The sequence below is a fragment of the Sphingobium sp. JS3065 genome, assembly GCF_026427355.1.
In the GTDB taxonomy this organism is placed as follows: domain Bacteria; phylum Pseudomonadota; class Alphaproteobacteria; order Sphingomonadales; family Sphingomonadaceae; genus Sphingobium.
In genome coordinates this window covers 89,922-102,886 of record NZ_CP102668.1, presented here as the reverse complement: position 1 = coordinate 102,886, position 12,965 = coordinate 89,922, and the positions used below count along the sequence as shown (strand labels likewise).

General features: G+C 59.8%; 8 protein-coding genes and 2 pseudogenes. 1 reads left to right on the top strand and 9 read right to left on the bottom strand.

The window, feature by feature from the left end:
• Nucleotides 1–183 precede the first annotated feature (183 nt).
• The 9 genes and pseudogenes from NUH86_RS24485 to NUH86_RS24445 form a co-directional block, all read right to left on the bottom strand.
• A pseudogene (locus NUH86_RS24485) lies at nt 184–1,592 on the bottom strand (ISNCY family transposase).
• Nucleotides 1,593–1,785: 193 nt separating this feature from the next.
• Nucleotides 1,786–2,787, bottom strand: a complete 1,002-nt coding sequence (locus NUH86_RS24480) for an IS30 family transposase (protein WP_267253222.1) — start codon at nt 2,785–2,787, stop codon at nt 1,786–1,788.
• Between the two features lie 261 nt (nt 2,788–3,048).
• Nucleotides 3,049–4,464, bottom strand: coding sequence for an ISNCY family transposase (locus tag NUH86_RS24475; protein ID WP_267253037.1), 1,416 nt, complete (start codon nt 4,462–4,464; stop codon nt 3,049–3,051).
• Nucleotides 4,465–4,695: 231 nt separating this feature from the next.
• The gene (locus NUH86_RS24470; protein ID WP_416365409.1) at nt 4,696–7,707 is read right to left on the bottom strand and encodes a type III restriction-modification system endonuclease; all 3,012 of its coding nucleotides are present in this window, start codon (nt 7,705–7,707) and stop codon (nt 4,696–4,698) included.
• Nucleotides 7,640–8,473 (bottom strand): IS5 family transposase, encoded by an 834-nt coding sequence (locus tag NUH86_RS24465; RefSeq protein WP_267249579.1) that lies wholly within the window; start codon nt 8,471–8,473, stop codon nt 7,640–7,642. Before NUH86_RS24465 ends, NUH86_RS24470 begins: the two co-directional genes overlap by 68 nt.
• Nucleotides 8,474–8,527: 54 nt before the next feature.
• Nucleotides 8,528–8,722 carry a hypothetical protein gene (locus NUH86_RS24460; RefSeq protein ID WP_267253220.1) on the bottom strand — a complete coding sequence of 65 codons (195 nt, stop codon included), beginning with the start codon at nt 8,720–8,722 and terminating at the stop codon, nt 8,528–8,530.
• 10 nt (nt 8,723–8,732) lie between these two features.
• Nucleotides 8,733–9,221 (bottom strand): annotated as a pseudogene (locus tag NUH86_RS24455) (site-specific DNA-methyltransferase); the annotation flags it as partial.
• 224 nt (nt 9,222–9,445) lie between these two features.
• Nucleotides 9,446–10,795 (bottom strand): IS1380-like element ISSp1 family transposase, encoded by a 1,350-nt coding sequence (locus tag NUH86_RS24450; RefSeq protein WP_013039775.1) that lies wholly within the window; start codon nt 10,793–10,795, stop codon nt 9,446–9,448.
• A 100-nt stretch (nt 10,796–10,895) separates the two neighbouring features.
• A complete protein-coding gene (locus tag NUH86_RS24445; RefSeq protein WP_323749051.1) occupies nt 10,896–11,291 on the bottom strand; it encodes a DNA methyltransferase in 396 nt (131 codons plus the stop codon).
• Between the two features lie 287 nt (nt 11,292–11,578).
• Between NUH86_RS24445 and NUH86_RS24440 the strand changes: the two genes are divergently transcribed.
• Entirely contained in the window at nt 11,579–12,928 is a 1,350-nt protein-coding gene (locus NUH86_RS24440) for an IS1380-like element ISSp1 family transposase (protein WP_013039775.1), read from the top strand.
• The last annotated feature ends 37 nt before the right edge of the window (nt 12,929–12,965 follow it).

Below are 12,965 nucleotides of genomic sequence, written 5' to 3'. Positions count from 1 at the left end.
AACAGTATGTTCGCGCCGGATAGAGAAGACACTATCTGGCCCCGATAGAAATGACACCTCTTGATCACAGCAGGGGCTGCGTGGAGCCCTCGGGATAGCGCAGCGCAGACCCTGCTGATGGCGTAACAGTGGTGGGGAAGGGCACGGACCCGCTGCGCAGCAGCGGGCTCGGTCAGAACCGCTTTAGCGCGCCTTCACGAACTCGAGCGTGCCGCGCGCCCGTAATTCCGCCTGGCTGAGCCGGGGGCCGCGCTTGAGCTTGGCCCCACCCAACCGACGCCCATCGATCTTCACCGGCACCTCCGGTTCCGGGAACAGATGCATTGGCTGGTCGCGGCGAGCAGGGGCATAGTTGTTCCGCTGCCGATGATGCGGCGCGATCGCTTGGATCTCTTTTGCTAGCGCCAGTGCCGCGTCGAGATGCTTGTTATCGACGATGGCCGGTTGATTGATCCGGGGCATCTTGTCGAACAGGCTATAGGGAAGGGAGCGCCCCTCGTGGCGGATCTCGACTGTGCCGTCAGGATATTCACAGACATCCACGCGCTTGCGCACCAGTTCCTTGCTGATCGGATTCGGCTCCAGAAGGAACAGCACTTTGTTATAGTGCAGCGTCAGCGCGGCCGTGACCGTCCGCTGTTCGCGCCAGACCATGACGGAGTGCAGATCATCCCGCAGTGCCAGAGGGCGGTGTAGATCACGACTGTCTGCGGCCGGACGAGCGAAGCGCGCATTGTGCCCAACCATGTAGCTCGGCAGAAAGACGTTCGCTTCTTCGATCGACGAGATACCTTCCAGGCGCATCGCTTTGATCAGGCGGTCCTGCAATGTGCCGTTCGCCCGCTCGACCCGGCCCTTGGCTTGGGGTGAGTTGGCGCAAATGATCTCGATGTTCAGCGCATCGAGCGCGCGCCCGAAATGCGTCATGCCGTCACCCTTGGCGGTCGCTTTAGCGTTGCGGAAGACCGTGTGCTTGTCGGAATAAAAGGCCACCGGCTTGCCGTGCCGCTCGATATATTCGCGCGTCGCTTCCATGTAGGAGAAGGTGCTTTCGCTCTCGACCATCTTGAGGTGCATCAACTCGCTGGTCGCGTCGTCTATGTAGACGAGCAGCGTGCATCGCGGTCCGCGATCCTCAAACCATTCATGATCCGAGCCGTCGATCTGGATCAGCTCGCCACGACACTCCCTGCGGTGGCGCGTGGGCGAGACCGGCGAGCTGCGCGATCCTGCCACAGACCAGCCTCAATCATCATCTGCCGCAATGTCTCACAGCCCACCGCGATATCGTGGCGCTCCGCCAGATACTCACGCGCCAGGGTCGGTCCGAAATCCCGATAATGCTCGCGGACCAGTGACAGGATCTGCTCGCGAAAGGCATCGCTGTGACGCCGGTTGCTCGGCCGACCACGCTTGCGCGACACCAGGCCTGAAGCGCCTTCGGCGCGCAGACGCTCGAGCAACCGGAAAATCTGCCGGCGCTTCAAGCCCAGCAGCGTTGCCGCATCCTTAACCCGAAGCGCGCCGCGCTCTACGCGCATCAATGTGTCAAACCGCGAAAGCTCGCCATGGCTCATCGCCACCACCGTCATAAGCGCGTCCTCCCGAACTGCCAGGAGGATCATGCCACCAAGCTCTGCTAAGGACGCCCGAGGGTGTCATTTCTATCTAGCAGAGGGGTGTCATTTCTATCCGGCGCGGCGGTTTCGATTTGAAGTGCGACACCTAAGGTGATGCGTAGCATTTCATCCGGGGTGGGGCGAGCCCCACCCCGGATGGCCAAATTTATCCGGCTTTGAGGAGGGCGATTTGCTCCCCCAAAACCTCATGCGGGGTGCGATAGCCCAGGCACTTGCGGGGTGTGCTGTTGAGGCGATCGGCAACAGCCTGGATTTCGTTGTCTGAGAGCAGTGCAAGGTCGGTGTCGGAGGGTAGGAAGCGCCGTATTCGCCCATTGCAATTTTCCACGCCGCCTTTCTGCCAGGGCGCTGAGGGAAGACAGAAATAGCTGGTGATGCCGAGCCTGTTTCGCAGGGTCGCAAAGGCAGCAAATTCCGTGCCTCGATCGAAGGTGATGCTGCGCCGGAGGGGAGGAGGCATATCGCGCAAATGTCGATCGATGCCGGCCATGACACCGGCGGAATGGCGGCTCGGATTACGCGTCAGGAAGGTGAAGCGGCTGCAGCGTTCGACCAGCGATGTGAGATTGGCTTTGCCATATTCTCTCCGGAAGATCAGGAGATCACCTTCCCAATGTCCAAAGTTGCTGCGATCCGCGATTTCCTGCGGCCGCGCGCCGATCGTGTTGGCCACGGGTATATGGAGACCGCGCGGTTTGCGGCCATAACGTTGCCGGCGCGAACGGCGGGCAACTGGCAGATGGCGCCAAAGCTTATGGTGCCGTCCCTCAGCGCCGTAGACATACTGGTAGATGGTTTCGTGGCACACCGCCTCCCGGTGACCGCGATGACGCCGAAGATAACCTGCAATCTGTTCTGGCGACCAGGCCGCCAACAAGCGATCAGCAATGTAGGCGGCGAGTTCCGGCTTGCGAGCAATCTTGCCTCCGCGCACGCGACGATTGCGGGCCATGGTCTGCGCAGCAGTCGGGAAATATCCTCGGAACAGCAGTTCTTCATCAAAATGCCGGTTGCGCTTAATCTCTCGATAAATCGTCGAAGGATGCCGTCGCAGCGCATCCGCAACTTGCTTCACTGAGCGTCCGGTTCCGATCAGTCGATAAATATCGCGTCGCTCATCCAGACCCAAATGCTGATAGCCTTCCATATCGTGCCTTCCTTGAAGGGGATCAAACCCCTATAAAACCAAGGATTTCGCACTTCGAAATAGAATCCACCCGCTTACAGTCAATGTTCGCACCGGATAGAGAAGACACTATCTGGCCCCGATAGAAATGACACCTCTTGATCACAGCAGGGGCTGCGTGGAGCCCTCGGGATAGCGCAGCGCAGACCCTGCTGATGGCGTAACAGTGGTGGGGAAGGGCACGGACCCGCTGCGCAGGCAGCGGGCTCGGTCAGCGCCGCTTTAGCGCGCCTTCACGAACTCGAGCGTGCCGCGCGCCCGTAATTCCGCCTGGCTGAGCCGGGGGCCGCGCTTGAGCTTGGCCCCACCCAACCGACGCCCATCGATCTTCACCGGCACCTCCGGTTCCGGGAACAGATGCATTGGCTGGTCGCGGCGAGCAGGGGCATAGTTGTTCCGCTGCCGATGATGCGGCGCGACCGCTTGGATCTCTTTTGCTAGCGCCAGTGCCGCGTCGAGATGCTTGTTATCGACGATGGCAGGTTGATTGATCCGGGGCATCTTGTCGAACAGGCTATAGGGAAGGGAGCGCCCCTCGTGGCGGATCTCGACTGTGCCGTCAGGATATTCACAGACATCCACGCGCTTGCGCACCAGTTCCTTACTGATCGGGTTCGGCTCCAGAAGGAACAGCACTTTGTTATAGTGCAGCGTCAGCGCGGCCGTGACCGTCCGCTGTTCGCGCCAGACCATGACGGAGTGCAGATCATCCCGCAGTGCCAGAGGGCGGTGTAGATCACGACTGTCTGCGGCCGGACGAGCGAAGCGCGCATTGTGCCCAACCATGTAGCTCGGCAGAAAGACGTTCGCTTCTTCGATCGACGAGATACCTTCCAGGCGCATCGCTTTGATCAGGCGGTCCTGCAATGTGCCGTTCGCCCGCTCGACCCGGCCCTTGGCTTGGGGTGAGTTGGCGCAAATGATCTCGATGTTCAGCGCATCGAGCGCGCGCCCGAAATGCGTCATGCCGTCACCCTTGGCGGTCGCTTTAGCGTTGCGGAAGACCGTGTGCTTGTCGGAATAAAAGGCCACCGGCTTGCCGTGCCGCTCGATATATTCGCGCGTCGCTTCCATGTAGGAAAAGGTGCTTTCGCTCTCGACCATCTTGAGGTGCATCAACTCGCTGGTCGCGTCGTCTATGTAGACGAGCAGCGTGCATCGCGGTCCGCGATCCTCAAACCATTCATGATCCGAGCCGTCGATCTGGATCAGCTCGCCACGACACTCCCTGCGGTGGCGCGGTTGATATGGGCGAGACCGGCGAGCTGCGCGATCCTGCCACAGACCAGCCTCAATCATCATCTGCCGCAATGTCTCACAGCCCACCGCGATATCGTGGCGCTCCGCCAGATACTCACGCGCCAGGGTCGGTCCAAAATCCGCATAATGCTCGCGGACCAGTGACAGGATCCGCTCGCGAAAGGCATTGCTGTGACGTCGGTTGCTCGGCCGACCACGTTTGCGCGACACCAGGCCTGAAGCGCCTTCAACTCGGAGACGTTCAAGCAACCGGAAAATCTGCCGGCGCTTCAAGCCCAGCAACGTCGCCGCATCCTCAACCCGAAGTTCGCCGCGGTCCACGCGCGACAATGTGTCAAACCGCGAAAGCTCGCCATGGCTCATCGCCACCACCGTCATAAGCGCGTCCTCCCGAACTGCCAGGAGGACCATGCCACCGGACTCTGCTAAGGACGCCCGAGGGTGTCATTTCTATCTAGCAGAGGGGTGTCATTTCTATCCGGCGCTTACAGTCAAATAGTTCGATAATAAGTATTATGTTAAATGCAAAGTCCGGCTTCAGAACGGTATCGCCGCGGGATGGGTAAGTGTGGAACTGGCGCACGAAACTGATCGCCAGCCCCTCACAGGTCAATTCACGCCAACGATTTCCATCAGCTTTCCGTAATCCGTGACCACGTCATATTTTATGCGATCGTTGGAGATCTGCTGGCTGATTTCATCGAAGAATTTCCGGGCGCACTCGATCTTCGTCTTTTCGATCTCGCGCAGCTTCATCGAGGACATCGTCCCCTTCGTTTCAGCCACGAAGTAGATGTGCCTGACGCTGCCAGCCTTAAACGATATCGCCCAGTCAGGGTTGTAATCCCCGACTGGAGTGGGGATAAGGAACCCGCGTGGCAGCTTGGCGTAGACGACGACCTCGCTGCTCGTGTCCAGTTCTTTGACGAATTCCCTTTCCACGTCCGAATCCGTGATCGCGTAATCGTAGACATGGTTCTTAAGCTTCGCCGAGGCGCGCGAGAAATCCTGACCGGTCTGGTTGGCCGTGAAGATGTCGACGTCGTATCGCTCAGCGACCTCATCGTAGGCCAGACGCTCGATCACCATGGCGGCCTTCTGTTCGGCGATGATCCGCGAGGCTTCGGAAATGAAGTGTTCGGGGTTCATTTTGAACTGCCCGAATACCGCAGCTTCGGTCTGGCCCAAGATGACTGCGGTCGTATCTCGCGTCAGCTGTGCACCTTCGGCAACCTTACCGACTAGGTCATATTTAACTAGCGAATGGATCGAACCGCCCTGTTCGGTCGTCGTGTTCGTGATCGTGAAGCCATCGCCAGCGCGGAGCTGGTCATCCCGCAAGCCGTCATTCTGGAAGCCCTCTTGGATGGTGTATTGCAGCGGTGTGACGCGCAGCTGGCTGTTAAGGGCGCTGACGCATTTCCTGATCAGCTCCGCCGAGTCAAATTCGACCCGGTAGACCGCCTTGCGGTTGATCCGCGCCCACAACTCCTGGAACTCTTTCTTCTCAAAGTTCGCATTGAGCGGATTGGTCTTGGGCTTGCGGCCATCATCCACCTTGGGCAGCTGCGCGTCGCTGAACACACTGTCGATCAGCTGGAACACCTGATCGGCATACGGCTTTAGCTCCTCGGGCAATTCCGCCAGTGCCCCGGCGGCTTTGGCCTCGTGGTAGGTGGCGGCAATCTGATCGGTATCGTCGGTGTAATCGTTCTTCACCAGATAGCGGTAGATTTGCTTTGCGATCGCGCCGGTCACCTCGACCGGCCCCTGCTCAGTGGTGATCGTCTTGCCGGTGAAATACTGCTCGGTGGCCTGACGCGGACGTGAGGACAGGGTTTCCGCGATTTCCTTCTGCAGGCCCGCCACGAAGACTTTGTAACTTTCGCTGGCTACCACCGTCAGCACGTTGATATCATGCACCACTGCGGGGTGATCCATCCGGTCGCCATGCTGGTCGACGCTCAACCGCAGCCCACGGCCCACTTCCTGGCGGCGCGAAATGGTGTTGTCGCTGTGCTTCAGCATACACATGACGAAGACGTTCGGATTATCCCATCCTTCGCGAAGCGCGGAGTGGGAGAAAATGAACCGAGTTGGTTCCGCGAAGGACAGCAGACGTTCCTTGTCCTTCAGGATCAGGTCATAGGCATCGACGTCGTCGGAATCGACCGCACGGGCACCTACCGCCGGATCCTTGAGGCGATTGGTTTTCTTGTCGATCGAGAAATAGCCGTTGTGGGTTTTGGCCCCGTCGATCGCGGTAAGGTATTTCCGGAACGCCTCGTTATCGATCGCCAGCTCGGACAGGTACTCATCCTTGAGAAGCTGATATTCTTCCTCGAAGATTCGAGCGTATTCGCCTTGCTCGTCCGGCTGGCTGTAGTCACGATACTTCACCACCTCATCGATGAAGAACAGCGACAGGACCTTGACCCCCTGCGCGAACAGCTGCTTTTCCTTGTCGAGGTGGGCCTTGATCGTCTCGCGGATCTGGATGCGGCGGATATCGCGCTCAGACACATCACCGTTGGCTTCGCCTGCATGCAGCACGATGCCGTTTGTGAACTCGACCGTGTCGGTGTTGTAATCAATCTGGCTGATCGTGAAGCCGCGATACTGATCCAGATCGCCGGACTCAACGAACAGGTCATCGCGGAATTCCAGCCGCCGAATCTGGCGCTTGATCTCGCCGGACTTCAGCTTCACCTCGAGCTCGATCCGGGCTACCGGGGCCTTCGTCGAGATGTCGATGCCTTCGAGATAAAGGTAGGCATTGGTCCCGGCGAGCCCGCGAGTCTGGATGCCGCGCACGGCGATCTTCTTCACCAGCTTCTGGTTGTAGGCGTCCAGTGCGTCCAGCCGGTGAATGCGGTTGTGTTGGGTCTTGTGCGTAGCGGAATAGCGCAGGATCATCAGCGGCTTGAACTTCGGCAACGCCTCCATCGTCGCCGCACCTTCCATCTTCTGTGGTTCGTCCAGGATCAGGATCGGCCGGTTGGACGCGATGACGTCGATGGGTTTGCGTGACTGGAAGTCGTCCAGCTCTTCATAGATGCGCCGGTTGTCAGCCCCGCGTGCGGCGAACGCCTGGATGTTGATCACCATGACGTTGATACCGGCGTCGGAGGAGAAACTTTCCAGCTCGTGCAGGCGTTTGGAGTTATAGATGAAGAACCGCGCCTTCTTGCCGTAGCTTTCCGTGAAGTGATCGGCGGTAATCTGCAGGGACTTATAAACGCCTTCGCGGATGGCGATCGACGGCACCATGATGATGAACTTCGACCAGCCGTAGCGCTTGTTCATCTCGAAAATCGTCTTGATGTAGCAATAGGTTTTCCCGGTGCCGGTTTCCATCTCGACGTCGAGGTGAATGCGGGTCGCGGCCAGAGCATCGCGTCGATAGGTCGCTGGCGCGGCCACGCGCTGGTTGTTCCGGTCGAGCACCATGAACTCGTCCAGTCGCTGAGCAACGGGCAGGTTCTGACGGCATTGAACAGCCTGGATGTTCTCGAGGATTTGGGCTTCGCTCAGTGTCCGATTCAGAAGTTTATCAAGCATAGCAATACCTTGCGGTTCGTCGAGTGACCATGCGTATGGAGGCAATGAGGGTCCAAGCAGTTGATGAGGCGATGGATGCCTCCCAGTCTTTGGCGAGGCGACGACATCTGCCGAGCCATGCGAAAGTGCGCTCGACCACCCACCGGCGGGGTAGGACATGGAAGCCCTTGGCAGCGTCGGACCGCTTGATGATTTCGACAGTCCACTTTCCCATCGAGGCCAGTGCGTCTCTGAGTTTGTCCCCTGCATAGCCGCCGTCTGCGAAGACGTGTCGTAGCCAAGGAAAGCGTTGGCGCACTGCTTTGAGGACATCGACGGCACCGTCCCGGTCCTGGATGTCTGCGGCATGGACCAGGATGAAGATCAGAAAGCCGCAAGTGTCAGTGAGGATATGGCGCTTCCTTCCCTTGATCTTCTTGCCTGCATCATAGCCCGTGGGGCCGCCGGATTCTGTGGTCTTCACACTCTGGCTGTCAATCACCCCAGCGCTGGGCGAGGCGTCGCGTCCCTCGATCTCACGCAGGTTCATCACCAGAACCGTGTTGATCGCCTCGAACAATCCAGCATTGCGCCAGGCGTAGAAATAGCGCCGCACCGTCGAGACCGGCGGGAAGCATTTGGGCAGCATGCGCCACGCACACCCGCCCCCGGCAAGATAGAGCAGCGCATTCAACAATTCCCGCATGTCGGTCGTTCGGCGGCGACCGCCGGATTTGGCTGGAGGAATAAAAGGCGAAACCAACGCCCATTCCCGATCCGTCATATCGGTTGGATATCTCAATCCTTCCCGGCTATGCTCCCGCCGGGCAATACCAGTCCATGCCATGGGGCACTCCATCTCTTCGCAAGGACGGCGTGAATCACAACAGGCTGGTATTGCTCAACAACTTTCGGATCTGGCTCTCAGCGCGAAGTCGGCATTTTTGAACCCTTCCTCGAAAGCGGTCGCCTGTGCCTTCTGGCCAGGGTCGATGCGATAGGTCAGACCATCGACCTTCGGCTGACCCGCGAAACAATCGACCACCGCTTCGACAGCATTAGTCTGATAGGGCTGGACCTTGAATTTCAGCTTCATGGGTGCAGCCTCAGATTGCTTTGACGTCGGTTGAGGGCGAGAGCTGACGGAAGATCTGTTCGACGTTGATCTTCACCGCGTCCGAGACAAAGCCGTTGTCGCGGAAGACGACGCGCAGAGGTTCGCGCTTCGCCAGCTCCTTCACCAGCTCCTCGGTCACGCCACGGTCGAAGCAGGCGACAAGGGCGTTGTCGTCGACGAAGAACACGGTCTTGCCTTGCACCGTCTCGCGGCGGATCGGCAGCGTCAGGTCAACGCCCCAGTCGACCAGCACCTGAAAGAGCAGGTCCTCGGCCGAACGGCCGTCTTTCACATTGTCGACCATGTCGAGCAGGTCGGACTGCTTCAGTTCGTCGGGGCGGTAGTAGACGTCCTTCATGTTCGACGTGTCCACCTTAAGCACCCGGAAGCCGACATCGCGGTTCCAGTCAGAGTGGCATTCGCCTTCGAGGATTTTCTTGCCGACGCGGCGGATGCGTTCTTTGGAGATCTCGGAAATCAAAGGCGGCAAGCCGACTTTTTGACAGAAACTGTAGGCTTCTTTCGCGTCTTTAGCCTCTCTTATTCACGACGCTCGGTTTCGGGCCCGCTCTGGGCATTTGCTGCGGCTGGCTGTATTGCGCGGACGACCGGCATCGCTGGCGTTTGTTTCACCGCATTCGGATTGATGGGCTTTTCGGGTTGAAGGGCTGGGCTCGGAGTTCTGCGGCGCTGCCGCATGGGCTACGTCGGCGCAGGCTTCAGCCGGAGAACGAGGGCGCGGAACAGGTCGGCATCCGGACAGGCGGAAGCGAAGGCAATGCGGATGCGGCTAGCACTTTCTACGACGCGCGCAGCGACCTTGAGCAGCCGCAGGCGCAAGGTGGTAAACTCCGCGCTTGCCAGAGCAGCGGTCCTGGGCATCGCCTGCTGGATGCGCCATAGCAGCCAGTATGCGGCAGTGTGCAGTATCAGGCGCATCTGATTGGCATTGGCCGAGCGGCACGAGGTTCGGTCGCTGGCGAGCTGGGACTTGTGGCGCTTGATCAGGTTCTCGGCCTGACCACGCGCGCAGTAGAGCGTGTCGTAGATGTGCTCGGCCGATCCTGTTGCCAACGAGGTGACGACATAGCGGATGTCCATGCCCAGCGTGCTGGCCTCGATCCGTGCAACGACGCGACGCTGGCACTTCCAGGTCTTTGCCCCATAGCGGGTCTCGGCATAGTTGCGCAGGACGGGACACTGACGCTGGGCGCGCTTGACCGCGCAGGCATCGGCGACCGCAACAATGGCGGGATCGGCGCGCAGCGCTGAATTGGTGGGCAGGCCGAACACGTAATCGACGCGGGCCGCATCGCAGTAGGCCATGACCTCGGGTCGACCATAGTGCCCGTCGCCGCGGATAGTGATGTGGGTATCGGGCCAATTACGGCGCAGGTGACGCACCAGGCGTCGGATGTGCCCCGCCGCCTCCTTTCCAGAAGGCGTCTTGCCTGTGCGCAGCAGCATGGCCACCGGCCTGCCGGTCGCGGTGTCGTAGATATGGATCGGTAGGAAGCAGCGCTCCCCATGATGCCCGTTCCAGAACGAGAGCTGTTGATAGCCATGCACGACGTCGCACGTGTCGTCGATATCCAGCGTGACCGCTGTCGGAGGGGCGGGATAGCTGGCGCAGTAGATGTCGATCATCGCGGCCATCATGCTGGCCAGTTCGCGCGTAGTCGGTGCATTTTCCCACCGGCTCATCGTCGGTTGGCTGGCCAGCCCCGCGCCCGATTCCGGCAGCTTGCCGAGCGCCAGGCGGAAGCCTGGATCGTCGCGCAGAGCATCGAGATCATCGGCATCCTCATAGCCGCACGCAATCGCGAACACACGGGCACGCAGAATGTCATCCAGGCGATGGATCACCCGCGCTGGATCGCGCGGATCGGCAATACAAGCCGCCAGGCGCTGGCAAATCCCCATCGCGCGCTCGGCCTGTGCAAGCAGTAGAACACCGCCATCCGAGGTAAGCCGGCCACCGTCGAACGCAGCTGTGATTTTCTTGCGGCCGACTGCTGGGAATCCAAATGAGCTTGCGATATCATCGTTCATGGCGGGTGTGGCCCGTGGCATTTTCTGCCCTGCGGCAGGTTCGGCTTAGACACCCAGTTCCTAATTCAGATCAGAGGCTTACGCCACTCCCGCCAACCCTTCAGGACACTTTTGGTGAATAAGGCGGGTTAGTGCCTTGCCCAATCTCTTCCGGGTATTGGACGCTAATAAATCGTCGGGACTTTCCTTCGCGGGACGCGAGCTCCAACACAGCGTGCGCGAGGGTGGACGACCCAGCAAAGAGATCGACACAAATGTCGCCGTCGCCGCTTGCGAACGAAACAAGTCGCTCCATTAGCGTAACAGGTTTTGGGTTGGAAAAGACCTTTTTTCCTTCGGGGAAGAGATTTTTCAAGTCATAAGGGCCAGTCCGACCGTCCAGTTCAAAAACACTGGAGAGCTTATCTTCAAATTCATGTGCATACACTTTTAGTTCAATGATCTTGTTCTCATCATCACCAAAGAGAATTCTCTGATCATCGAGAAGGCGATCCATAGTGGTTTTTGGAAACCTGTACCCCATGAGCGGCTCTTTGCAAGGTCGACCGGTTTCGGGGTGAAGGACGTCGTAACGATACCCTTCTTTGCCAGGGTTGTGGACGCTCTGACTCCCAGTATAGACGCCGCCTTTGTCGATGTACTTATACCGGTCTAGCCCGCCTTATTCACCAAAAGTGTCCTGAAGGGTTGGCGGGAGTGGCGTAAGCCTCTGATCTGAATTAGGAACTGGGTGTCTAAGCCGAACCTGCCGCAGGGCAGAAAATGCCACGGGCCACACCCGCCATGAACGATGATATCGCAAGCTCATTTGGATTCCCAGCAGTCGGCCGCAAGAAAATCACAGCTGCGTTCGACGGTGGCCGGCTTACCTCGGATGGCGGTGTTCTACTGCTTGCACAGGCCGAGCGCGCGATGGGGATTTGCCAGCGCCTGGCGGCTTGTATTGCCGATCCGCGCGATCCAGCGCGGGTGATCCATCGCCTGGATGACATTCTGCGTGCCCGTGTGTTCGCGATTGCGTGCGGCTATGAGGATGCCGATGATCTCGATGCTCTGCGCGACGATCCAGGCTTCCGCCTGGCGCTCGGCAAGCTGCCGGAATCGGGCGCGGGGCTGGCCAGCCAACCGACGATGAGCCGGTGGGAAAATGCACCGACTACGCGCGAACTGGCCAGCATGATGGCCGCGATGATCGACATCTACTGCGCCAGCTATCCCGCCCCTCCGACAGCGGTCACGCTGGATATCGACGACACGTGCGACGTCGTGCATGGCTATCAACAGCTCTCGTTCTGGAACGGGCATCATGGGGAGCGCTGCTTCCTACCGATCCATATCTACGACACCGCGACCGGCAGGCCGGTGGCCATGCTGCTGCGCACAGGCAAGACGCCTTCTGGAAAGGAGGCGGCGGGGCACATCCGACGCCTGGTGCGTCACCTGCGCCGTAATTGGCCCGATACCCACATCACTATCCGCGGCGACGGGCACTATGGTCGACCCGAGGTCATGGCCTACTGCGATGCGGCCCGCGTCGATTACGTGTTCGGCCTGCCCACCAATTCAGCGCTGCGCGCCGATCCCGCCATTGTTGCGGTCGCCGATGCCTGCGCGGTCAAGCGCGCCCAGCGTCAGTGTCCCGTCCTGCGCAACTATGCCGAGACCCGCTATGGGGCAAAGACCTGGAAGTGCCAGCGTCGCGTCGTTGCACGGATCGAGGCCAGCACGCTGGGCATGGACATCCGCTATGTCGTCACCTCGTTGGCAACAGGATCGGCCGAGCACATCTACGACACGCTCTACTGCGCGCGTGGTCAGGCCGAGAACCTGATCAAGCGCCACAAGTCCCAGCTCGCCAGCGACCGAACCTCGTGCCGCTCGGCCAATGCCAATCAGATGCGCCTGATACTGCACACTGCCGCATACTGGCTGCTATGGCGCATCCAGCAGGCGATGCCCAGGACCGCTGCTCTGGCAAGCGCGGAGTTTACCACCTTGCGCCTGCGGCTGCTCAAGGTCGCTGCGCGCGTCGTAGAAAGTGCTAGCCGCATCCGCATTGCCTTCGCTTCCGCCTGTCCGGATGCCGACCTGTTCCGCGCCCTCGTTCTCCGGCTGAAGCCTGCGCCGACGTAGCCCATGCGGCAGCGCCGCAGAACTCCGAGCCCAGCCC